The sequence below is a fragment of the Sediminibacterium sp. TEGAF015 genome (assembly GCF_025997995.1).
Classification (GTDB): Bacteria; Bacteroidota; Bacteroidia; order Chitinophagales; family Chitinophagaceae; genus Sediminibacterium.
Genome location: NZ_AP026683.1, coordinates 404417 through 429742 on the forward strand (window position 1 = coordinate 404417; position 25326 = coordinate 429742).

Sequence of the window (25326 nt, forward strand, 5' to 3'; positions counted from 1 at the left end):
TATCTTCCAACCAAAATTGAGTAGCATGTCTTCTTTGTTTAGAAAGAAATCAATTGAAAAAATAACTGCAGAAGCAGCAGCGGGGAATAATGATGGTCATGGTGGTGGTTTAAAAAAAGTACTGGGTGTAAAAGACCTGACTTTTATGGGGATTGCAGCGGTTATTGGTGCAGGCATTTTTTCAACCATCGGTTCTGCTGCTTATAATGGCGGACCCGGCATTGCATTCCTTTTTGTTATTACAGCCGTTACTTGCGGATTCAGCGCATTGTGTTATGCGGAATTTGCCAGCAGGATTCCTATTTCCGGCAGTGCTTATACGTATGCCTATGTTTCCTTTGGAGAATTGGTTGCATGGATTATTGGATGGGCACTAATATTAGAATATGCTATTGGCAATATTGTAGTGGCCATTAGCTGGAGCGGCTATTTCAATAATCTGCTGGAAGGCTTTCATATAAGTTTACCCGGATGGCTGGCTACCAATGCCAGTAATGCGCAACTCGGATATGAAGAAGCCCTCAAAGCAATGGCAGCGGGAGAAGCACCCGAAACCATGACAAAACATGCTCGTTTAGGATATGATGCCATAATGAATGCACCAATGATTGGTTCTTGGAAAGTTATTCTGAATTTGCCTGCTTTTTTTATTGTGATGATTATTACTGGTCTTGCCTACATCGGAATTAAAGAAAGTAAAAAGAGTACGAATCTGATGGTGATTTTTAAATTGGCTGTGATTGTTGGGATTATTGTCTTAGGATTTTTTTACGTGGATACAGATAACTGGACTCCTTTTTTACCTAATGGATTCGGAGGCGTGCTGGCTGGTGTTTCAGCTGTATTCTATGCTTATATTGGTTTTGATGCTATATCAACTACTGCGGAAGAATGTAAGGATCCTCAGCGAGATTTACCCAAAGGCATGATTTACTCTTTATTAATCTGTACTGTCTTATATATTTTGGTTGCATTGGTTTTAACAGGAATGGTACATTACAGTGAGTTAAAAGTAGATGATCCGCTGGCCTATGTTTTTGACAAGCTGAACATGAATAAAATCGGCTATATTATTTCTATCAGTGCAGTAGTAGCTACAACCAGTGTTTTACTCGTTTTCCAGATGGGTCAACCCAGAATCTGGATGAGTATGAGCAGGGATGGATTGTTACCAAAAAAATTTGCTGAAGTACATCCAAAATACCAGACACCCGGGTTCTCAACTATTCTGACTGGATTAATTGTTGCAATACCTTCTTTATTCATCAGCAGTGGTTTCATGACAGACTTAACCAGCATTGGTACGTTGTTCGCATTTGTTTTGGTATGTTTTGGTGTACTGGTACTTCCTAAAATGAATCAAAATGTTGCCAGAAAAGGATTCAAGTTGCCTTATATCAACGGCAAGTTTATTATTCCAATATTGGTTCTTATCATGACCTGGTTTTCCAGAGGAAGAATCAATGATGCATTTGCGAATCTGGGACATGAAGGTTTTCAGGAAGTATTGTTTCTAGTTTTCATGCTGATTGCACTGGTAACGGCATTTTTCAGTTTCAAAAATTCCTTTTCATTTATCCCAGTTGCAGGTGCTTTATGTTGTTTGTACCTGATGATTGAAATACCTGCTATTAGCTGGTTATGGTTCTTTGGCTGGATGTCACTGGGGTTGATAATTTATTTTTTATACGGTAAAAACAAGAGTAAACTAGCGAGCTGATGAAATACCAAGTTGGCGATGATATTTTAGTGTTGCATAGCAATGAAGAAGGGAAGGTAATTGAAATCATCAACGATAAAATGGTGATGATAGAAGTAAGGGGGGTTAAGTTCCCTGCCTATATGGACCAGATTGATTTCCCCTATTTCAAAAGGTTTACAGAGAAAAAGCTGATACCACAGAAAAAACTCGAACCCAAAGTTTATGTGGATCAGATAGCAAAGGAAGCGCCCAAACCCAATCAGATTAAGGTATCCGAAGGTGTCTGGCTTTCTTTCATTCCAAAATTTGCGCTGGACGATTTTAATGATGAAGTAGTTGAGTTGTTGAAAATTCATTTAGTTAATAAAACAAATGATGGTTTTAGATTTACGTATCAGCAATATTTTAATGGGGAAGAATATTTCAGTCTGGTAAATGAGATTCAGCCTTTCCATGATTTTTACCTGCACGATATTAAATTTGAGCAGGTAAATGATACACCATCTTTTACCATCGATTTCAGCCTTTTGCCTGAACAAAAGGGGAAGGCTGATCATTTTGAAGTACAGTTAAAATTAAAACCCAAGCAGGTTTTTCAAAAGATTGAACAGCTCAAGGAAAAGAATGAGCCCACTTTCTCCTACACTTTATTTACTCAATATCCAGATAAACAAGCCGAGTCACTGCCATTGGATAGTCTTAAGGCAAAGGGGTATAAAGTATATGATGCTGGAAAAATTAAGGAATATCTTCCTCCTGCAAGGTCTGTGATTGATCTGCATATTGAAAAGTTGACTGACGATTACCAGCAATTGAGCAATTTTGAAATCCTGTCTATACAGTTAGCTGAATTGGAAAAATGGGTGGATATTGCCATCAGTCACCGTCAGCAGGAGTTGATTGTGATTCATGGCGTTGGGATAGGAAAGTTGAGAGAAGAAGTACATGATTACCTGAAAACAAAAAGAGAAGTAAAGCATTTTGTTAACCAATACGACCCCCGTTTTGGTTTTGGTGCCACTCAGGTTTTCTTTAATTATAAATAATCTGCGGACATTGCGGTAAAATTTATACCAAGTATTGGGTATTTTTTAGACGGAGACCCCTTTAAATTGACCACTAAGACCACATTGGTATTGCATTTCGTATCTTCGTAAGTACTATAAACCCGAGCCATCGCCCCGATTTGTCGGGGAGGAAAGTCCGGACAGTACAGAGCAACCCACCGGTTAAGCGCCGGCTTTCTGAGCAATCAGAAAAGAGAAAGTGCCACAGAAAATAACTACCGTTTTAAACGGAAAAGGTGAAAATGTGAGGTAAGAGCTCACGATAGCAAATGGTAACATAGGCTATGGGTAAACCTTGGGTACTGTAATGCCATGTATAGGATTGTTTGAGAGCTGCTCGTTCTCGATTTCTTCATTGAAACGCAATCCAGGGTAGGCAGCAAGATCGTAACAGTAATGTTGCGGCCAGATAAATGATGGAGTTGAAACAGAATCCGGCTTATGAGGTTTATGGTATTTTTTATCCGCACCCTGACATTACTCATGTAGTAATGGAACAATTTTTCTGTCCATAACAAGATATGATGTTGATGAGTAAGACATGTAACAATTGTGTAAAAGGGTTTTTCAGTTTGTTGTTGCTATTCGCAACAAACTGGTTAACCGCACAATGTGTTTTTGTAAGCATCAATGGACCAAAGTGCGCCGGCGAAGGAACCATACTGGGTAACTTTAGCCGAAGCCCTTATCAGGTAGAATGGATATTGAATGATTCTGTTGTACAAAAAACCAAAGCAACATTAAGTGGCGGGTCAACTACTGTGGTATCAGGTTCAGTTGGAAACAGGGCAAGAGTCTCGGGTACGCATGGAATTGCCATCGACAATAATGGAAATATTTATTTATCCGATACGGTTAACAACCGTATAGTAGCCTATAGTAGAACAACTCCGGATGGAGTTACCATTGCAGGCGGAAACGGAGGAGGCAATATGCCCAATCAAATTAATAAGCCTGCTGGGTTGTTCATTGACGGATTTGGTAATTTGTTTGTAACAGACCAATACAACAACCGTGTTCTTCGTTTTGCTCCAGGATCGAGTAATGGTTTTCTGGTTGCAGGGGGAAATGGAAAAGGCTCCGGACAAAATCAGTTAAGTGATCCCCGTGATGTTTTTGTTGATGCGTTGGGATTTGTATACATAGCAGATGCAGGCAATCATAGAATACAGCGATGGGCACAGGGAGGATCAACGGGTATAACTGTTGCTGGAGGATTGGGTCCTGGTTCAGACTCTATGAGACTAAACAGTCCGCAGGGAGTTGCAGTTGATAAAAACTTCAATATTTATGTAGCTGATTCGGCCAATCACAGGGTGCAAAAATTCAAGCTGGGAGAATACAAAGGAAAAACGGTGATGGGCCAGCTGGGAAAAGGGACGGGTTATGGATATTTATTTCAGCCGGTAGATATATTGGTGGATGCATTTGAGGAAGTATATGTGTTGGAAGCAGGAAACAATCGCGTTCACAAATTATACAACAACGGAGTCGGGATGATTACAATTGCCGGGAATGATAATGGCCTCGGCGGTTCTGGAGACAATCAATTCAGTTTTCCAACCGGTATCGCATTTGATGCTTCGGGAAATTTATTTGTTTTGGATCAGCAGAACGGTCGAGTGCAGCAATACACGGCTACTCCGGTAAGCCCTGAATTCAGACCTTATGAAGGAGGGTTGTATTATGCGCGTGTAACTTCTTTTAACGGGTGTGTACAACAATCGAACCTGATTAATGTGAATGCCCGACCGCCCATTAATGTTATAGGTAGAACAGCGATTTGTTCAGGAGATGTAGCAGAAATTAAACTCACCGGCAATACTAATTATACTTGGTTCCCCACTACGGGAGTAAATAAAATAACCGATAGCACTTTTTTAATAAAACCAGATTCTACTACATTTTATGGAATCAATTCAGTTTCGGATAGTGGCTGTGTTTCGTACAGAGCCCTAACAATTAATGTAGGTCTTAGATCATTACCTGTGGTTACGCCAACCATTTGTTTGTCTCCAGATGCTACTAAAGTGACTACTACCATTTTAGGGGAAAGACCAGCAAGCTTAAATTATTTCAGAGGCAATGGAATAAAAGCTGGGAGCTTTTTCCCAGAATGGAGTAAGGTAGGAACTGTGTTTGCCGGCGGAAATGGAATTGGTAATGCTGCGGGACAATTGGGTTTGCCTTTGGGTGCATTCGTAGATCAAAAAGGGAATGTATATGTTGCTGATGCGGTTAATCATCGTATTCAAATATGGAAACCAGGTGATCTGGTTGGTACAACAATTGTTGGGGGTAACGGGGAAGGAAGTGCGAATGATCAATTGAATTATCCTACTGGTGTTTATGTTGATGCAGCTGGTAATATTTATGTGGCCGATCAGAACAATCACCGGATTCAATATTTTCCAAAAGGATCCAAAACCGGAACAACCGTTGCAGGTGGTCTGGGATTGGGTAACAGCACATATCAGTTGAATTTTCCTGCGAGTGTTTTTGTAGACAATTATGGCAATTTATATATAGCAGATGCCGGAAATCATCGGGTACAAAAATGGTCAAACGGTGGTTCAATTGTAAAAACAGTTGCTGGTAATGGAGTGCCTGGCAATGACAGTATCCGTTTGAATAATCCTCAGGCTGTTTTTGTGGATCAGCGAAATAATTTATTTGTTGCCGATGCAGAGAATCATCGAATCATGTTTTATGATCAGACCAAATTAGCAGGAGCTGTTGCTGCAGGAAACAGGGGGGCAGGTACATTGCCTTACCAGCTAAATTTTCCTTCCGGCATATTTGTGGACGGGAACAGCAATATGTTTATTGCAGATAGAGGCAACAACCGAATTCATCGCTGGGCTTTATATGATACGATCGGAACAACCGTTGCTGGTTTGTCAAATGGCAGTTCAGGTTCGGCACTCGATCAATTGCAATTGCCCAATGCGGTCGGGTTTGATTTATCTGGTAATATGTACGTAGCAGATAGCAGGAATTATCGTATTCAGAAATACGGCATTACTGCACAGGCAGATACTGTTTTGCAAACAAGGCTTTCGGGTGCTTATTCTGTTTTGTCAGCTTCTTTTTCTGGATGTGTTACTGGTTCGGGAATCGCCAATGTGGTGGTTTCTCCGGATTTAACCATCAAAAACGATACAACAACTATTTGTGAAGGGGGGCAGGCCAATCTGATTGTTTCAGGTGCCACCAATTACCGCTGGTCACCTGCAGCAGGATTAAGCACTACTACAAGAGATACAGTCATTGCCCGACCATCAGTTACAACCAAATACACAGTTGTGTCTTCCATTGGCAATGGTTGTAATTCAACGGCAGAAGTAACCGTAACGGTTAGGAAGAAACCTGAAATTAATATTATCAGTTCAACCTGTTTAAATAATGAGCCAATGAGGCTTGAATCAAAGCCTTTTGCAAGAACTGTATTATGGACTTTAAATAACGATAGCTTAACCAGAATAACAACTACCTATGCCAAGATAGCTGAGACAGTTGCAGGTAAACTTACTGGAGGAACAGATTCAACTCAATTAGGCAGACCAAGTTTTGTTTTTGTGGATGAGCAGAAAAATATTTTTGTTTGTGATCAATGGAATCACCGCGTTCAGAAATGGGCTCCGGGTGCCAAGGTTGCTATTACTGTTGCGGGAGGAAGAGGCGCCGGAAACCGATTGAGTCAATTAAATAACCCAGCAGGTATTTTTGTTGCTGCGGATGGACTGATATATGTGGCAGATACCGATAATGATCGTGTAGTGGTTTGGAAAGAAGGTGATACCACGGGTAGAGTGGTGGCCGGAGGGAATGGCAGAGGTTTAAAAGCCAATCAGCTTTCGTATCCAACGGGTGTTTTTGTAGATGCATACGCTTCCGTATATGTTGCAGATGCGTTGAATGCCCGTGTACAATTATGGGTGAAGGGTAGCATTGCCGGTAAAACAGTTGCCGGGGGTAATTTTGCGGGTTCAGCAACCAATCAACTTAGTGTTCCTCTTGGAGTGTTTGTAGATCAGCGCCAGAATATTTATATAGCCGATTCTCAAAACGACAGAATTGTTCGATGGAGAGCAGGGGATATTCGAGGTACAGTTGTAGCGGGTGGAAGAGGTAAGGGCAATGGGGCCAATCAGTTGGTAACTCCTCTCAATGTTTTTGTAGATGCCACCAATAGAATGATTATAGCGGAAGGCGGTACAGCCAATAGAATTAGAGGATGGCAGATTGGTGCTGATACTGGTATTGTCATTGCCGGTGGCGTAAACAATAAAGGGAATAGTCCGGAACAATTGGATGCACCTGGAAATGCTTTCATTGATGTGGATGGAAATTTCTACATATCCGACATGAATAATTTCCGGGTACAAAAATATGCATCGTTGGATACCAGCTTTGCATTTTCGCCACGAACCAGAGGCCAATACAGAGCAGTAGCTACGAGTTATTTTGGGTGTACTACACAGACCGGTGCATTTGGATTAGACAGCGGTTATGTTCCCCTTAAACCTACTGTTTTTGATATTCAGTATTGTCTCAATGAAACTCCCAGGCCTTTGGGAGCTTTAGGGGATAGTTTACTTTGGTTCAATACAGCAAATGGGGGGATTGGTTCTGTATCAGCACCTGTTCCGGTAACCAATGCCATTAGGACCACCAATTACTGGGTATCTAGGGCCAATGTTTCAACAGGCTGTCAGAGTGCCCGTCAGAAAGTGACTGTCTCTATTAAACCTTTGCCAGGGGCAAGAATTACTATATTGGGTAAACAGAATATTTTGCCCGGAGATACAACCAGATTAGTTGCTGCCGCGGATTCTGGCAAAGTAGTTAGTAAAATTCTTTGGTACAGAAACGGAAATCTCCTGAATTCCATTCCTGACACAACGGATAAGTTATATGTATTTTATGCTACTATTGGCAGGTATAATGTTGCTATAACCGATACCAATCTTTGTACTTCTGTTTCTGATTCCATTGATGTAAGGGCAGATTTAACTACTGAACAGCAACTGTATTTCTTCCCGAATCCGGTGCAGAATACGGCCAAGATTATATTTACACCCTTTGTAAATAATAGCACGTTCCTGAAAGTAATTTCCAATGGAGGTGTTATCATGATTAACCGACGAATCAACACTGGTGGGTCTACGGGTAATTTTATCTACGATTTGGAACTATCTCAGTTACCTAAAGGAATCTACAATTTAGAGCTGGTAACAGGTGCTGGCAGAATCATTGCAAGAAAACGTTTTGTAAAACTCTAGTCCTCCCTGTTCTTTTGTACTTTTGATGCATGACACAAGAGCAAGTTAAATTTATGAGGGACCGCGTTCAGGTCCTGAGGAGGTTTCTTTGACGTCGATAATAGACTATATAAAGTAGAAACAGATCGCCAGCTTTCCTTATCTCCGGGCTTTTGGGATGACAATGCCCGGGCTACCTCGGTAATGAAGGAAATTAAAGTAAATGAGTACTGGTTAAAATTGTTCAAACAGCTGGAAAACGCGGTGGAAGATTTTGCCTTGTTATTTGATTTCTGGAAAGCAGGTGATGCAACAGAAGAGGAAACTAAAATCGCTTATCAGGAAGCCATTTCCAAAATTGAAGAAGCAGAATTCAAAAGTACGCTCAATAAGCCTGAGGATGAATTACCGGCAGTGTTACAAATCAATCCCGGTGCAGGTGGAACCGAAAGTCAAGATTGGGCAGAAATGTTGTTGCGTATGTATCGAATGTACGGTGAAAAGCAAGGATGGAAAGTTACAGAACTTGATTTTCAGGAAGGAGATGGAGCAGGTATTAAAAGTGCTACTTTACAGTTTGATGGTGATTTTGCTTATGGTTTTTTAAAGGCAGAAAGCGGTGTTCATAGGCTGGTAAGAATTTCTCCCTTTGATAGCAATGCCAGAAGGCATACATCTTTTGCTTCGGTCTTTGTTTATCCCTTGATTGATGATAGCATTGAAATCAATGTAAATGCAGGTGATTTGGAATGGGCTTTCTACAGAAGTGGGGGAAGTGGAGGACAGAACGTAAATAAAGTTGAAACGGCGGTAAGATTAAAACATATTCCAAGTGGAATCATTGTGGAGTGTCAACAGGCAAGAACACAGGGAGAGAACCGTGAGCTGGCATTGAAAATGTTGAAGAGTCGATTGTATGAAGAGGAGCTGAGAAAGAGACAGGAAGCTATTGATGCAACCAATGCTGGCAAGAAAAAAATAGAATGGGGTAGTCAGATACGATCCTATGTTTTTCATCCATACAAAATGATTAAAGATCATCGAACCGATTATGAAGTAGGAAATATAGGTCCTGTAATGGATGGGGAAATAGATGGATTCATTAAAGCCTATTTAATGATGCAACAAGAAAACAGTTAATTTTTACAATGGCACTTGAACTGGAACATCCTGATTTGTTTGAACAATTTGAAAGATTAATTCAAGTGGATGATCCGCTTGAGATCAGAGAGTTTTTGAATGACCAGAACATCAGTGATGTTGCTGATTTAATCAATGAATATCCGCAATACGAGGCCAGAATCATTGCGAATATGGCGGTACATAGAGCAGCCAGTGTTTTTAAAATTCTGGATATTGCACAACAGAAGGATATTGTGAAAGAATTGCCTTCTGCAAAGACCGCAGAATTACTGAATGAGTTACCAGCCGATGACCGTACCGACTTTCTGGAAGAACTTCCAAAAGCAGCCATCAGAGATCTCATTAAATTATTAGATCCCGAAGAACGAAGAATTACGCTGTCTCTTTTAGGATACCCCGAAGATAGTGTGGGTAGATTAATGACTCCGGATTATGTATACGTATACCAGCAAAATACCATGGATGAGGTTTTTGCTACTATACGTAAATACGCTAGAAACAGCGAAACAATTGATGTCATTTATGTAATCAATGAACATGGGCAGTTGATTGATGACGTAAGAATCCGAGACATTATTTTGGCTGCTCCTGATAAGAAAATTGAAGATGTAATTGACGGTAGAGTTGTCTCATTGAAAGTAAACGATGATCAGGAAAATGCCAGTCAGGTCTTTAAAATGAATAACCGGGTGGCATTGCCTGTTGTTGATGAAAACAATATTTTGCTGGGTATTGTTACCATCGATGATATGCTTTGGGTAGCCAATGAAGAATTCAGTGAAGACATGCAGAAGATGGGTGGTACCGAAGCATTGAATGAACCGTATCTGGATATTCCATTGTTTAAACTATTCAGAAAAAGAGTGGGCTGGTTAATTGTTTTATTTATAGGAGAATTATTAACAGCAACTGCCATGGGGCATTTTGAAGATGAAATTGCTAAAGCACTGGTGCTGGCACTATTTGTTCCCTTGATTATTTCCAGTGGTGGTAATAGTGGTTCACAAGCGTCAACGCTGATAATACAAGCGATGGCTGTTGGGGAAATTCATTTGTCTGATTGGTGGAGAGTGTTGAAGAGAGAAATTATGAGTGGGCTATTATTAGGAACGGTACTAGGCATTCTCGGATTTTTAAGAGTAGGAATCTGGCATTCAATTATGCCGGAAATCTATGGTCCACATTGGGCAATGATTGGTGCTACCGTTGGGTTTTCGTTAATTGGTGTTGTGCTTTGGGGCACATTAACAGGATCAATGCTGCCTATTCTTTTAAAGAGACTGGGAGCTGATCCGGCTGTTTCCTCAGCACCATTTGTGGCAACGCTGGTAGATGTTACAGGACTCATTATCTACTTTAGTTTTGCTTATTTGTTTTTACAAGGCTTACTATTATAATTTCTCCTTTGTTTTTGTTAAGTTGAGGAATCATTCAACCATTATGAAGAAGATTCCTTTACTTACGCTAGTGCTTTTTGTTACGTCCTTGCTGCAGGCTCAGTCAGTTAAGATACCAGCATTTACTGGTTATGCGGTACCTGCAGAAACCGATGAACAGTATTTGTTTTCAGAGAAAAAAGGACTCTCGAACTGGACGGATAGTCGTCAAACCATTCATTGGTTTTTTAAAGTGCAGCAAACAGGAGAGCTTGAGTTGAGTTTCCATACAAAGGCAATCAATACGGGTTCAGATATAATTGTTGCTGTTGCCGGAAAGAAGTTTCCGCTGAAATTAGTGAGTAGTGCGGCATTCAAAAAAATAAAAATCGGGAAAGTTGCCATTACCGATACCGGCTTTTATCAGATTACCCTTAGTTGCCAGAAAAAAATCGGGAAGCTAATTGCCAATATACAGTCAATTGAGCTGGAAGGAAAGCCTACAGAAGGTATGCATTTCAATCCTGTTGCCAGAAGAAATGCCGCATCTGTGCACTTGAAATATCCAACAGAAGATACAGCCAAAATAATTGGATTTTATAATGAATTAATGGTACCGGAAGGTAATGATCCACTGTATAGTTACTATATGGCCTGCGGATTTAAAAGAGGATACTTTGGAATGCAAGTAAATAGTTTAACGGAAAGAAGAATTATTTTTTCTGTTTGGGATGCAGGCAATGAAGCCATTGACCCAAAGAAAGTTCCTGATTCCAATAAAGTAAAGTTATTGGGTAAAGGTGATGGAGTAATCACTAACGAATTTGGAAATGAGGGGACTGGTGGTCACAGTCATTTTGTGTATCCATGGAAAGCAGGAGAAAAATACCAATTTTTGGTTACGGCTTTAACAGACTCAGCTAAATCGAGTACCATTTACAGTGGGTATTTTTTTATGCCTGAGACAGGGCGTTGGAAATTGATAGCCAGTTTTAGTGCTCCTAAGGATGGAAATTATCTTCAGAATTTGTATTCCTTTAGTGAAAATTTCTGGGGGGTAAATGGCCAGCTGGAAAGAAAAGTATATATAGGAAATCAATGGATCCAGAAAGCCAATGGCAGATGGGAAGAAATACTGACGGGTAAATTTTCTTATGATGCAACTGGAAGGTCAGGCCATCGGATTGATTATGGGGCAGGAGTAGAAGGCAAGCAATTTTATCTATCGCATGGCGGATTTAAACCATCGAATATTTCTTATGGCAATACTATTTTCAGACAGGCTTCCGGAATAAGGCCACAAGTGGATCTAAATAAAAATCATGATTCATTGGCGCAGGCATTATTGGATGATGGTATTATAAAAATGGCGGTAAAAAATAAACAGATTGATACAACTGGCAGTGTTTCGGATATCTATTACCATATTGTGCAGCAGGGTACAGGTAAAAATATTAAAGTCACGGATACGGTAACAGTCTACTATAAAGGGAGCTTACTTTCCAATGGCAATATTTTTGATCAAACGAAAGAAAAGCCTGCGACTTTCCCCTTAAATCGCTTGATAAAAGGCTGGCAGTTGGCAGTTCCCAAAATTAATGTAGGAGGAAAAATTACCATCTATATACCTTCGGGACAAGCGTATGGAATTAGAACTAGAAGCAAGGATATTCCAGTAAACAGTGTACTTGTTTTTGACATAGAAGTGCTGGAAGCACGATAATTTGTTTAACTTAACAATTCAAACTATCCAATATTCTTTACTTATGAAAAAACTATTCGTAGGATTTTGTATGCTGGCTCAGTTCAATGCACTGAATGCTCAACGCTCCATTGCACCAGTAGAAACGGCTACTACCAATATGCAGTCCACACCTGCTGGAGTTACCGTAGTAACAACCCGTCATTCAATGATGATTGCTGGCAAGAAAATTGACTATGCAGCACATACTGGATACCTGCATTTGAAAAATGATACAGGCAAGCTGATTGCTAAAGTATTTTTCACTTATTATCAAAAACAAGGGGATGATATTGCAAAGCGACCCGTTACTTTTGCTTTTAACGGAGGCCCGGGATCTTCTTCCGTGTGGTTGCATATGGGAGGTTTAGGACCCAAAAGGGTGCAATTTAATGATGATGGCTTTTCTCAGGGACCACCCTATACATTTATAAACAACGAGTACTGCTGGCTCGATAAAACGGATCTTGTTTTTATTGATCCGGTATCAACAGGTTACAGCAGACCAGCACCAGGGGAGAATCCTAAACAGTTTCACGGATTTAATGAAGATGTCAATGCCATGGGATCTTTTATCCGTCATTTTTTATCAAGATATGAAAGATGGGGATCTCCCAAATACCTTGCAGGGGAAAGCTACGGTACAACGCGTGCAGCTGGGCTTTCTAAATTTTTGCAGGACAGACACCGGATTTATCTGAATGGTATATTTATGATTTCTGCTGTGCTGAATTTTGGTACCAATGATTATTATGTTGGGAATGATTTACCCAGAGCTTTGTACATTCCTTCCTATACTGCTGCAGCATGGTACCACAAAAAACTAGCACCTGCATTGCAAGCCAATTTGCAGAATGCATTGAAGGAAGCAGAAGCATTTGCCATAGGGCCATATGCATCTGCACTGATAAAGGGAGGATGGCTAAGTGAAGCTGAGAAAGACGCCATAGCTGAAAAAATGAGTTACTATACGGGACTTTCCAAGGAATATTGTCTCCAGTCCAATCTACGAGTAGAAGAGAGCAGATTCTATAAAGAACTCAGAAGAAAAGACGGACTAGCAATTGGTAGACTGGATGCAAGGTTTACCGGCCGTGATTTGGATGACGCCGGTGAAGTGAACAGTTTTGATCCTTCTTTTGCTAATATTGACGGACCCTTTACCGCAACAATAAATGATTACTTTCAGCGTGAACTGAATTTTAAGGAGGAGAACGGCTATAATATTTTTGGGGATGTATATCCATGGAATTATAACAATGTGCAGAATCAGTTTTTAAATGTAGCGGAGAGTCTTCGGGATGCTATGAGTAAGAACCCTGATTTGAAAGTATATATGGGCGCAGGATACTATGATTTTGCTACTCCGTATTTTACAGCAAGGTATGATATTGAACATATGTTTTTGAGACCAGAGCAAAGAAAAAACATTCAGTTTTATTTTTATGAATCCGGTCATATGTATTATATACATAAACCATCTCTGGTTCAATTTAAAAAGGATGTGGATGCATTTTTTGAATTTAGTAAAGGGAAATAATGAGTTATGCTTATTGATACAGATACTTTATTAGCTTATGGTGCCACTCCTAAAAAATGGTATAAAGGAGAACAGATTTTTGCCCAGGAAAATGAAGCGAGGTATTTTCATCAGATTGATGTGGGTTCTGTTAAAATGACAAGTTTAACGAATGACGGAAAAGAATTTATTCAGGGCGTTTTTCATGAAGGTCACAGTTTTGGTGAGCCGGCTTTGTGGTTGCAAAAGCCTTATCCTGCAAGTGCCTATGCCATAACGGATTCATTGATTTACAGATTAACAAGAGAAAAGTTTTTACACTTATTAGACGACCATCCTCCACTTTTTAAGCGTTTATTTGCGATCTTTGCAGAAAGGTTATACTGTAAAACACTTACGGCCAATATTCTTGTCAACAATTCCCCGGAAGAGAAATTAGTTGCTTTTTTACTTAAAATAAAGAATGAAAATAAATTAATTGAAAATGGTCTGGTTCCTTTTACTAGACAACAGTTGGCAGATTTTACAGGCTTAAGGGTAGAAACAGTTATCCGTACTTTGGTAAAACTCTCTGAGAGTAATAAAGTTAAAATTATTGATCATAAATTGTATTTCCGATGAATCCCAAACGCTTGTTAACACTAGGTTTGCTCAGTTTAGTTGTAGTGGCATTACTTGGTGTAATCATGCGATATAAAATAGGATTCTCACTTCCGATAGTCAATCAGAAACATTTACAACTTGCCCATTCCGGGTTCGCTTTTTCCGGATTGATTACCCATTTTATCTTGACTTTTATTTTGATTAAAATTTATGATTCACTACAAGTTACTCAAGTTAAATGGTTGATTCGTACAATTTACGTCAACTTGTTTTTTTCTTATTTAGCCTGCCTAGGATTTATTTGGCAAGGATTTAGCTTTTTTGCAGTAACTGCACAGATGATTAGCTTTTTAGCCGTTCTGGTTTTTGTGGTTTTAGGAATATTTACATGGGCTAAAAAAGAAGGACCTGCGATGCAATGGTTTAAAATGGGCGGATTTTTATTTCTTCTTTCTATGCTTGCTCATTTATGGCTGATTGAAATGTGGATTACGGGTAATAAAACGCAGTTTACTTATCTGGCAGCTACTTATTGGTTTTTGCATTTTCAATATAATGGATGGTTTTTCTTTGTATGTATGGGGTTACTGATGAGCTGGATGCACAAGCAGGATCTTTCATTTCATAATCATGGTCTTGTTTTCAAAGCTTTTGCTTTTAGTGTTATTCCTGCTTATGGATTGTCGGTTTTATGGTTACATCTTCCAGTTTGGTTGTATGTGCTGATTGTACTGTCTGCCCTTATTCAATGCATAGGGCTTATTTATTTAGTCAGACAATTTTTTTCTGCCAGTCTTAAGAAAGTACTAATACAGAAACCGTTGTTATTTTTTGTGGGATCCTTGTCCATATTGGCATTGGTAGTGAAAATTGCATTACAAGCCGGCTCTACCATTCCCAGTATTAGTAAACTGGCTTTTGGATTCAGACCAATTGTGATTGCTTATTTACACCTTGTTTTGCTAGCTTTTACCTTACTATTCTTACTGGCTTATCTGATTGATCAACCCTATTTTTTATTGAACCGAAAAACCGTTATTGCGCTAAAATTCTTTGCGGTGATGGTTTTTATGAATGAGTTTTTCCTAGGTATTCAGGGGATTGCTTCTTTGAGTTATACCGTAGTTCCTTATATTAATGAAATGCTTTTTGGGGTTGCATTGCTTCTTTTTTTATCAGCCCTTGCTTTCATACGTTTTTCGTATACCAGAAACACTGTCTCTTTGTGATTGTAATCATAAAAAAATTATATATCAAAGCTGACCTTTAAGCAAATAAATCTTAACGGTCATGAAAACAAAATCGATTCTCTATTCTTGCTTATTTATTTTATTAGGAGCAAGTTGCGCAAGTGAAAACGCAGAAGCTCCTGCTGAAGCTGCAAGTTCAGAACAAACACCTGTAGGGCAGTCTGGTGTTAAGGATGAAACATCCAGTCCTAATATTGTTCAAGTAGCAGTAGGTAGTAAAGATCACAGTACGCTTGTTGCTGCTGTAAAAGCGGCCAGTCTGGTGGATGCCTTAAGTAATGCAGGACCGTTCACTGTTTTTGCTCCAACCAATGCTGCATTTGAAAAATTACCTGCAGGTACGGTTGAAGGTCTATTGAAGCCGGAAAAAAAGTCTGATTTAAAGAACATCCTGGAGTATCATACTTATGTAGGCGTTTTAAAAACAGAATACATGCAGGATGGTCAGGAATTTGAGCAAGTAAATGGAGGCAAGGTAAAAATTACCAAAAAAGGGGATAAGGTATTGGTAAATGGCTCCGAAATTGTTGCCTCAATTATTACTTCCAATGGAATTATACACGTAATTAACGATGTATTATTACCTAAATAATTAACTGAACATTTTTATTTGCATTACAGTAGCAATGCTGGTTGCTCTTTGTTTAGCCAGTTCCGCTTTCTCTCCCTCAAATAGCTGGTCTACTGTTTCTGTAAACAATATTATCCATTTTTGAAAATGCTCCATCTTCATGGGGCATTTTTTTTGAATATCCTTGTGCTTGGCCATAGGGTTCCCGTCGTAGCTTCCTGTATAGAAGAGTATGTTTTCCCAGAAATCATACATGACTGGTAAATGTTTTTCCCAGTTTACGGGTACAATTTCTGTGAAGAAAAATGAAATAGAGGGTTCTTTTAAAACCTTTTCATAAAAGCTTTTCACTAATATTTCAATATCCCCTCTATTGGTAATGTCTTTTTTCATAGCGATAAATTTTAGAGGTCTTTTCGATTAAATTTTTTCAATGATATAATCAATGGCAATACAATCCATCCCATCAAAAGCATAAATGAAATCATCATGCCATTTGTGTTGCCAAAAAACTCATTGAATATAGCACCAGTATATCCTAATAATGCTGCAGAATCCAATTGCAGCAACATTAAAATTCTGGATAGGTCAATGGGGCTTAAGGCTGTTAGGGCTACCATTGGTTTTTCAATTGGATAGTCTGATAATTGAAACATTAGAAACAATAGAATGCCATCAAATAGTAAAGCAAAATAAATCCAAAGTATGATGGTAAGCCCTATACCTTTTGCCTTATCCTTATATATGATGGTACATAGCATTGCTAGCGCAACGAAAATGACAGTGATGATAATTCCAATGGCCAACATTAGTATTGACTGGCTAAAATCGCTGTATAGTAAAAGGGGGACGCCGGCACCTAGAATAAAAGCAAGTACCATACTCCCTGACAGTCCTCCGAATAAACTTAACCAGATCTCTTTTCTTTTGATTGGATGACTGATCAGTAGTTCAATAAATTCGGCGCTATTGTATATATAGATGGCTGCAAATAATATAGATACCAACGGCACAGTCAATAAAATCAGATTGAGTAAGGTTAAAATACCTTTAGCACTATTATCCTCCAGTGTAAATGAAGACCAACCAATTACTGCCAGCATGATGGTATAAGCAATAACAAATTTGTTTTTGAGAATATCCAGTAAGATATATTTCAGAATTCTATTCATTGATTTTGCTTTTTAAAATGCTTAGTATGGCTTCTGATATATTTGTACTTCCAGTAGATGACTTCAACTCATCAACAGACTGATGGAATGCTACTTTTCCCTCTTGCATGAAAATGATTTCTGAGACCATATTGTCTAGTTCACTAAGCAGGTGAGAAGTGATGATGATCAATTTCCCATTCTTCCTTTCGGCAATAATTTTTTCTTTCAGTATTTCAGCGGAAATGGGATCTAGACCTGCAGTAGGTTCATCTAGTATCAGTATGGGAGGATTGAACATAAAAGCCAATACAGCACTTACTTTTTGCATTGTACCACCGCTCAGGGTTCCCATTTTTTTATCTAAAAGTTCCTCCATTCCAAATGACTGATATAGGGATAAGTCAAGATTTTCATTGGTATTTCTGATGGATTGCACCATTTCAATAATCTGGCCAATTGTCATATTTTGAGGATAGCGACCAATTTGAGGCATATATCCAATCATCTTTTTATAGGTAATTCCCTTTGTAATTAGTTGACCATTTATGTTTACTTCCCCTTTGTCGGCCATTACCATACTAAGGATAATTTTAATCAATGTGGTTTTCCCACAACCATTTGGGCCAATCAGCGCAATACACTGGCCTCTGTTTAAATTAAGATCAATACCTCTTAATACCGACAGTTTGCCAAATGATTTTGATATGTCTTTTATTTCTATCATAATTTAAACGCTTTCATCAAAGGACTTTCATCAATAAAATTTTCAGGTGTTAAGCTGGGTATTTTCTTTTCAGACTGGTCTAGGAGTGAAACAATAAAGCTCCTATATAGTAGCATGCTGGTTGGATTTGACTCAACAATAACAGCATAAAGGCTTAGCGGTCTGTATGGCACGTCTCCAATTTTATCTTTGTTTATATCGTATCCGGTATACTTGTCCCAGTAATTGTATTTGAATTGGTTTAAAAGCAAGGTTCCATTGGTACTTACATCGAATGTGTTTTTGATAAAGTTGTTTTTTTGTATGATATTATCCATGCAATTTGCCTGAATTTTAAGCCCCCAACCATTATTCGTAAATTGATTATTTTCAACCAAAGTTCTATTACTGCCATCCATAAAAACAGCAGCCGTATTTCTATCGAATGTATTGCCTGTTAAAATACAATCCGAAATTTCTTTAAATAATATTCCAAAAGCAGCGTCTCCCCAGTTGTCTGCGAAATGATTGTTCCGCATGGTTATTTTCTTTGAGAACATAACTGCAACCCCTGCTCCATTTTTACTGAAATTGTTTGAATAGTAAGCGTCATCGTTGGAATTCATAAAATGCAGACCATAACGGATATTGTTGTATGCTTTGTTTTTCCAGATGGTAGAATTATTTACAAATTCAAAGTATATGCCATCTCGGCATCCACTAATGCTATTGCCGATTATCTGGAGACTATCGCTTTTCCAACAGTGTATGCCATTCCCAATTGTCTGTTCTTCTTTCCCAAAAGAAATAATCCGATTGTTTTTAATCACACATTTTTTACTGAACTGAATATAAATGCCGAAAAAATTATCATACAAATTATTATTGATAATCTTTACATTCTCGGATTCATACACTTTAATACCGCCGGGGTCATCCAATGTGGCATAACCTGAATGTTGAATCCTGAATCCACTGATAGTTACATTGCTGGCTTTAACGGACAAGACTTCAAATTTTCTATCACCATCAATGATGGGAAGATTGATTCCGATTAAAGTAATAGATTTATCAATTAGAATATTTCCTTCCTTATAAAGGCCTTTAAATACAATAATAGTGTCGCTTTTTTTTGCATCAGCGATAGCTTGCTTAATTTTTTTGTATTTCTTATCTTGGCCTACGTGTAGTTTAGTCGCATTCCCTGTAATGCCCGAGAGCAAGAGTAGCAGAAAAATAAATACATACTTCATGCTTATTAGTTGATTTCTTCCCAGGTTGAAACTTTTCCAGCAAAACTAGCGGCAAATTTTTCAGCTTCGTGTTGCTGTGCAAAAGCTGCAGTATTGCCATTCATTGGACTTTTAATGGTTTCATGCAAAACGTACCATGCTTTGGTTGCATCAATCAGAACATTATTTGCATTGTAATCGTTAATATACCATTTGTCAATTACCGTATTTTTATTATTACTGCTAAATGCCAACATGCAGCTTAGGTCATCAAACTTAAATACTTTCCCTTTGCTGGTGATATATTCGGCTCCAAATCTACTATCAGCATAGGTCATTTTACACGATTCACAAAGGTCTTTATTTAATACCAATGGTTCCGGATTTTTTGAACCACAGGAAGAGGAGAGTAGCACTATTGTAAAAAGAAACATAGCAGGCTTTGTCTTTATCCATTTTTTTAGCCAGCCATACTCAACAGCAACCGCTATTAAGGCCAACAAACCTGCGCCAATAAATAACCATCCCCCAATATCGGGTATAGAGAATGCTCCAAAGTTCAATAATTGTTTAAACCCAATTAATGGAGGCTGATAAGCCATGCCGGGAACTATAATTGCCGCATTGGGATCTAGGTTATGACCATAATTGTATTCCCATCTCCAAAAATCAATCATGGCTACTATTCCGAATGCCACAAATGCAATAAAAGTAGTTAGTAGCATTTTCTTTCCGCCTTTTATCCCTGTTATTAGCATTAAAAGCGCATAAAATGAAATGATATAGGGTAGAAGTGTAAATTCAATAAAGTTGTCAGCATGTAAGGTTTGCATGCCAATATAATGGTTCAGACCATTGATAATGTCAACATCGCCTCCGAGTTTATAAGAGAAAATCTGCAGACCTAATCCTTCAGGATATTGTGGTGCATCCAGTTCAATTCTCCAGATTGGGACAAAGATGGATATACCTAAACATATTGCACTTACAATCAAAAGCATTTTTGATTGTTTTCTTATTTCTTGCTTCATCTTCAAAAATTTTAAATGAAAAAGGAGCAGTAGGTTTTCACTTCCTGCTCCTTTTATGGAATCCAGCTTACTTAGTTTCAGGAACTGGTTTGCCTAAACTAAAGCTAAGCGGAACATTGCTTCCTGCAGGGGAAACCCTAACATAACCCTGCATTTCTTGGTGCAATGCACTACAGAAGTCTGTACAATACATCGGGAACATACCTGCTTTTTTAGGCACCCATTTTAGTGTGGTGGTTTCGCCAGGCATGATTAATAGTTCAGCATTATCTGCACCTTTGATGGCAAAACCATGCGGCACATCCCAGTCTTGCTCTAAATTGGTTACGTGGAAGTAAACTTCATCACCAACTCTAACACCTTCAATATTATCCGGAGCAAAGTGTGAACGTATAGAAGTCATGTAAACATGCACTTTGTTACCTTCTCTAACCACTTTTGCATTGGCTTCCCCTGCGGTAACATAAGGATGTTTGTTTTCTCCAATTTTATAAATTTTCAATTGTCCGTTGTTTCTGATAACATCAGCTGGAGCAGATTGTGCATAGTGTGGCTCACCAATAGTTGGGAAGTCAAGGATCAATTGCATTTTGTCTCCACTAATATCATATATCTGAGCACTTTGAGCCAATTCAGGACCAGTTGGTAAATATCTGTCCTTGGTAATTTTATTATAGGCAACTAAGTATTTAGGAGATGGCTTCTTGGTATTTCCACCGGGGATGCTAAGGTGACCAACAGAATAATAAGTTGGTACACGATCTACAACCGTTAAGTCTTTAATATTCCATTTAACAACTTCAGAAGAAACAAAGAAAGAAGTATAAGCATTACCTTTTCCATCAAACTCTGTATGCAAAGGTCCTAGACCTGGCTTCTTCACTTCGCCATATAATGCAGCATCATACTTAATAACAGGAATACCTTCGTAGTCACCATCATAAGATTTATCAGCAATCGCTTTCTGAATTTTGTCAAAGCTAAATACTGGAATCAATGCAGCTAATTTACCAGAGCCAACTATGTATTCACCAGTTGGATCAACATCGCAACCATGGGGAGATTTAGGACATGGGATAAAGTAAACTATATCTTTCAGTTCCTTTACATCTAACACCAAAACTTCTTCTTCCATTTTTGAAGTAGCTGAATGGGTAGCTTCGTTCCATTTGTTGTGCGCATATTTAGCTTTTACTTTTTTACCTTTTCCGGCTTTGATATATTCTTCTGCTTTTTTCCAGTTTACAGCCATAATAAAGTCTTTATCTTTCTGAGAAGCATTCACTTCCAGTAAAGTACTTGCCTGTTCTGTGTTGTAGCAGCTGAAGAAGAACCATCCGTGTGATTTACCTTTACCTGCTCTGGCAAGGTCAAAGTTTACTCCCGGGGTTTTTAACTGGAAAGCCAGTTTCATTTCACCGCTTTCCTTGGCAACACTCACAAAAGATATATGTCCTTTAAAATTCTTCTTATAAGAATTAATGGGCACATCTCCGTTGTCTTCATCAGACGGCACACTAAAACGGGTACCTGCAACAATGTATTCAGAGTTTTCTGTTCCGAAAGGAGAGCTGTGGTTGCCGGCAGAATTAGGCAATTCAATGATTTCTGCAGTTTTAAATGTTTTCAAATCTATTCTAGCCAAACGGGGAGTATTATTGCCATTGGCAAAAACCCATTTGCCATCAATTTCACCATTAGTCTGGCTCATTTCAGTATGGTGCAAATCGTCCCAGGGAACAAATCCGTTGGAAGTATTTAACATGGGTTTGGTTTCTTCACTGTATCCCCATCCCTTTTCAGGATCTACAGAAAATACAGGAATCACTCTTAAAAGTCTGCCACTAGGCAAACCGTAAACGCTCATTTGGCCGCTGAAACCACCTGATACAAAATTGTAGAATTCGTCATATTTACCAGGTGCAACATATGCTTTGGCTGCAGCGTCTCCGCTAACGGCACTTCCCGAGTTTTTAGGCTTGCATGAAAATAACGCTGTAGCAGCAATAACAGCGGCAATTGTGGTGGATTGAATTAGTTTCATAGTTGTTTATTTTATTTAGCGCCATCATTTTTGCGCATGAATTCTAATATTTCTCTGGCATCTGTGTCAGTTAAACTTTGATTGGGCATTCTCACCAGACAAAGCTCTAATTGTGCCTGAACCTTTGGGTCTTTTTCTATCATTGGATCAGGGTTGGTAATAAAGTTCATGATCCAATAAGGTGTATGTCGGGATGTTACCCCTTTCCAGCCTGGTCCAACCAATCTTTCTTCTGTCATTTTATGGCATGAATTACATTTGGTTGCAGAAATAGATTCTCCCTTTGCGGCCAAGGCCTGATCTAATGGGCCAACCGTAACATTAGAAGCGTCGAATTTTCCTTCCCCTCTTTTAGGATCATAATCTGAAGTAGATGAAGTGGTGGATGCAGGTGATTCCTGGGCTGAATTGGCTGACGAATCAGCTTTCTGGCCCCCGCCTCCACAAGCAATAACTACTATAGAGCTAGCAGTTATTAATAGAAAAGCAATTGGTTTGATATTCATAATGCTAAATTTTATGTAAAACTATTTATAGCAAATCCGATCTTTTATGACTGTAGTCATATCCTTTTAAATAGTATAACTGCATATTCTTCTTATTTTGCGGCATGATTCCGTTGATAGCCATTACAGCAGACTGGGTGCAGAAAATCATTAAAGCCGATCAGGAACTTTTTCTGCTTCTGAATACAGGGTTAACGAATTCTTTTTTTGACTCCGTATTTCCCTGGTACAGAGAGGGTAATACCTGGATGCCTTTATATCTTTTTTTAGTCGTATTTGCTATTCTGAATTTTAAGCGAAAGGCATTCCCTTTCATTCTGTTCGCTGTTGTTACCATCGTTCTGACTGACCAAATTAGTAGCAGCCTGATAAAACCATTTTTTGAAAGACCAAGACCTTGCAGGGATCCTTTTCTGATGAATCAAATCAGAATGTTGTTAAATGGCTGTTCCGGTGGATTCAGTTTTACCTCTTCTCATGCAACCAATCATTTTGGCTTTGCTGTATATCTGTTTGTAACAATAGGGAGTCTAATAGGAAGATGGAAATATCTACTGTTGTTCTGGGCTGGAACCATAGCATATGGTCAGGTATATGTTGGGGTGCATTATCCGCTAGATATTATCTGCGGTGCTATACTCGGAGCCTTGATTGGATGGGTTACCGGGTATTGGTTCAATCGAAGTGCCGGTAAAATTGATCTGGCAGAAATGAATAAAACAATCTAGATGATCAGTAATCGTTTTTATTACTTGGTTCTTGCCGCCTGCTTAGTGGTGTATTGTCTTGGAGCGGTTATGATCCCCCTGATGGATATAGATGCTTCGCAGTATGCTTCTATTAGCAGGGAGATGCTGGAGCGGAATAGCTTCTTGCAAATATTTGATCAGGGTCAAGATTATCTGGATAAGCCTCCTTTGTTATTCTGGCTCTCTGCATGGGCTATGAAAATATTTGGCATATATGATTGGGCTTATCGAATTCCTTCCTTACTTGTTTTATTGGCTGGGTTATATGCTACGGGTAAACTAGCAAGTCTTTACTATTCAAAAGATATTGCACGTTTAAGTGTCATGATACTTGCCAGTTCACAGGCTGTTTTTTTAATCAGCCATGATATTAGAACAGATACTATGTTGATGGGTTGGGTAATATTATCTATCTGGCAATTGGCGGAGTGGTTCCTTTTTCAAAAATGGAAAAACTTTATTTTGGCATTTATTTTTATTGCCTTTGGAATGATGACAAAAGGTCCCGTTGCATTGATGGTTCCTGGATTTGCTTTTGCATCCCATTTTATGGCACAGCGCAATTGGAAACAATTTTATCGATGGGAATATTTAATAGGGGTTGTCATTCTTGGCATTTTACTACTGCCCATGTGCTTAGGGTTGTATCAACAATATGACCTACAACCAGGTAAATTGATTAATGGAAGACCCATTGATTCAGGCTTGAAGTTTTATTTCTGGACACAAAGTTTTGGCAGATATACTGGAGAGAATTTCTATAAGGAAATGGGGCATTTTACTTTTCTTCTTGAAAATATGTTTTGGAGTTTTCTTCCCTGGATATTTATTTTTTTATTAGCTCTTTTAACAGCCATTTGGAGAATTGTCCTGCAAAAATTTAGCATTAGCAATCAAGAAGAGCTGATTACTTTGGGAGGATTTATTTTGACTTATCTTGTTTTAGCCAGAAGTCAGGCTCAATTACCACATTATATATTTGTAGTGTATCCGCTGGCTGCCATTCTAACGGCCAGATTTATCTATGATTTTTTAATGCTGAATCAATACCCTAAATGGTTTAAACCCATGTTGTTTTGGCATGGATTTATCTTTTCTGTTTTGTGGATTGCTGCCGGAATTATAGTGCTTTTTGTTTTTCCGGGACAATCTTTTGTCTTTACGCTTTTACTGGTGAATGGGGTTACGTTGTTTGTAATGTCATATAAAAGAATTGCAGTAATAAGAACCCAATTCCTTCTCCCTTTTTTTATCACAGGTATTGGAGTTAATCTATTGTTGTCTACTGCATTCTATCCTACATTATTGCAGTTTCAAATGGGAAATAATGCAGCTACTTTTATTAAGCAAAAACAAATTGACAAATCTGAACTGAAGTTGTACGGGATTCACAATAGCAATGCGCTGCATTTTTATGCTAATCATATTTTTCCTTTTAAAGTATCCAAAAATGACTTCCTGTCTACTGAAAAAGTACTGACAAGTAAGGATAGTTTAGTTGTTTTTACTCATGTCTTTCCTGAAGCTAAAGTAGTACATGAAGGAAATAGTTTTGCTGTTTCCTTATTAACGCTGCCTTTTCTAAATCCTGCTACAAGAGAAAAGGAAACACCTAGATACATTATCATCGATTTGGACGGGAAACCTTAGACATCTGAATTTTGCTTATTT

Annotated in this window: 19 protein-coding genes and 1 other RNA gene; 13 read left to right on the top strand and 7 right to left on the bottom strand. The window is 38.6% G+C overall.

Annotated features, from left to right (window positions below):
• Positions 1-25 precede the first annotated feature (25 nt).
• The 11 genes from TEGAF0_RS01895 to TEGAF0_RS01945 all read left to right on the top strand — a co-directional run bounded on the left by TEGAF0_RS01895 (position 26) and on the right by TEGAF0_RS01945 (position 16257).
• Entirely contained in the window at positions 26-1720 is a 1695-nt protein-coding gene (locus tag TEGAF0_RS01895) for an amino acid permease (protein ID WP_264899601.1), read from the top strand.
• Complete coding sequence (locus TEGAF0_RS01900) at positions 1720-2748, top strand: Smr/MutS family protein (protein WP_264899604.1); 1029 nt, start codon at positions 1720-1722, stop codon at positions 2746-2748. The genes TEGAF0_RS01895 and TEGAF0_RS01900 overlap by 1 nt, the downstream gene beginning before the upstream one ends.
• Positions 2749-2862: 114 nt before the next feature.
• Positions 2863-3227, top strand: an RNA gene (gene rnpB / locus TEGAF0_RS01905) — RNase P RNA component class A.
• Between the two features lie 72 nt (positions 3228-3299).
• A complete protein-coding gene (locus TEGAF0_RS01910; protein WP_264899605.1) occupies positions 3300-8054 on the top strand; it encodes a hypothetical protein in 4755 nt (1584 codons plus the stop codon).
• A 29-nt stretch (positions 8055-8083) separates the two neighbouring features.
• Positions 8084-9173, top strand: a protein-coding gene (prfB, locus tag TEGAF0_RS01915) for a peptide chain release factor 2 (protein WP_264899606.1) whose coding sequence is annotated in 2 segments (ribosomal slippage) — positions 8084-8143 and positions 8145-9173 — 1089 coding nt in all. Because the reading frame shifts where the segments join, the coding sequence is not laid out codon by codon here.
• Positions 9174-9181: 8 nt separating this feature from the next.
• A complete protein-coding gene (gene mgtE / locus TEGAF0_RS01920) occupies positions 9182-10573 on the top strand; it encodes a magnesium transporter (RefSeq protein WP_264899607.1) in 1392 nt (463 codons plus the stop codon).
• Positions 10574-10616: 43 nt separating this feature from the next.
• Positions 10617-12275 (top strand): DUF3472 domain-containing protein, encoded by a 1659-nt coding sequence (locus tag TEGAF0_RS01925; protein ID WP_264899608.1) that lies wholly within the window; start codon positions 10617-10619, stop codon positions 12273-12275.
• A 43-nt stretch (positions 12276-12318) separates the two neighbouring features.
• Positions 12319-13833, top strand: a complete 1515-nt coding sequence (locus TEGAF0_RS01930) for a S10 family peptidase (RefSeq protein WP_264899610.1) — start codon at positions 12319-12321, stop codon at positions 13831-13833.
• A gap of 6 nt (positions 13834-13839) precedes the next feature.
• Positions 13840-14433, top strand: coding sequence for a Crp/Fnr family transcriptional regulator (locus TEGAF0_RS01935; protein ID WP_264899612.1), 594 nt, complete (start codon positions 13840-13842; stop codon positions 14431-14433).
• Positions 14430-15644 carry a hypothetical protein gene (locus tag TEGAF0_RS01940; RefSeq protein WP_264899613.1) on the top strand — a complete coding sequence of 405 codons (1215 nt, stop codon included), beginning with the start codon at positions 14430-14432 and terminating at the stop codon, positions 15642-15644. Before TEGAF0_RS01935 ends, TEGAF0_RS01940 begins: the two co-directional genes overlap by 4 nt.
• A gap of 61 nt (positions 15645-15705) precedes the next feature.
• Entirely contained in the window at positions 15706-16257 is a 552-nt protein-coding gene (locus TEGAF0_RS01945) for a fasciclin domain-containing protein (RefSeq protein ID WP_264899614.1), read from the top strand.
• Here the strand turns inward: TEGAF0_RS01945 and TEGAF0_RS01950 are convergent, their stop codons facing one another.
• The 7 genes from TEGAF0_RS01950 to TEGAF0_RS01980 all read right to left on the bottom strand — a co-directional run bounded on the left by TEGAF0_RS01950 (position 16258) and on the right by TEGAF0_RS01980 (position 22906).
• The gene (locus TEGAF0_RS01950; RefSeq protein ID WP_264899616.1) at positions 16258-16629 is read right to left on the bottom strand and encodes a group III truncated hemoglobin; all 372 of its coding nucleotides are present in this window, start codon (positions 16627-16629) and stop codon (positions 16258-16260) included. It lies immediately after the preceding gene.
• Positions 16630-16640: 11 nt separating this feature from the next.
• The gene (locus TEGAF0_RS01955) at positions 16641-17408 is read right to left on the bottom strand and encodes an ABC transporter permease subunit (protein ID WP_264899617.1); all 768 of its coding nucleotides are present in this window, start codon (positions 17406-17408) and stop codon (positions 16641-16643) included.
• Positions 17401-18114, bottom strand: coding sequence for an ABC transporter ATP-binding protein (locus TEGAF0_RS01960; protein WP_264899619.1), 714 nt, complete (start codon positions 18112-18114; stop codon positions 17401-17403). Before TEGAF0_RS01960 ends, TEGAF0_RS01955 begins: the two co-directional genes overlap by 8 nt.
• Entirely contained in the window at positions 18111-19346 is a 1236-nt protein-coding gene (locus TEGAF0_RS01965) for a nitrous oxide reductase family maturation protein NosD (protein WP_264899620.1), read from the bottom strand. Before TEGAF0_RS01965 ends, TEGAF0_RS01960 begins: the two co-directional genes overlap by 4 nt.
• Positions 19347-19351: 5 nt before the next feature.
• Positions 19352-20356: a nitrous oxide reductase accessory protein NosL gene (locus tag TEGAF0_RS01970; protein ID WP_264899622.1), complete on the bottom strand. Its 1005-nt coding sequence runs from the start codon at positions 20354-20356 to the stop codon at positions 19352-19354.
• Between the two features lie 67 nt (positions 20357-20423).
• A complete protein-coding gene (gene nosZ / locus TEGAF0_RS01975; protein ID WP_264899624.1) occupies positions 20424-22400 on the bottom strand; it encodes a Sec-dependent nitrous-oxide reductase in 1977 nt (658 codons plus the stop codon).
• An 11-nt stretch (positions 22401-22411) separates the two neighbouring features.
• On the bottom strand, positions 22412-22906 hold the full coding sequence (locus TEGAF0_RS01980; protein ID WP_264899626.1) for a c-type cytochrome: 495 nt from the start codon (positions 22904-22906) through the stop codon (positions 22412-22414).
• Between the two features lie 104 nt (positions 22907-23010).
• On the opposite strand from TEGAF0_RS01980, the gene TEGAF0_RS01985 reads away from it, so the two are divergent.
• Both TEGAF0_RS01985 and TEGAF0_RS01990 read left to right on the top strand, forming a co-directional pair.
• The gene (locus TEGAF0_RS01985) at positions 23011-23634 is read left to right on the top strand and encodes a phosphatase PAP2 family protein (RefSeq protein ID WP_264899628.1); all 624 of its coding nucleotides are present in this window, start codon (positions 23011-23013) and stop codon (positions 23632-23634) included.
• Positions 23635-25305, top strand: a complete 1671-nt coding sequence (locus TEGAF0_RS01990) for an ArnT family glycosyltransferase (RefSeq protein ID WP_264899629.1) — start codon at positions 23635-23637, stop codon at positions 25303-25305. It begins immediately after the preceding gene.
• Positions 25306-25326: the final 21 nt, after the last annotated feature.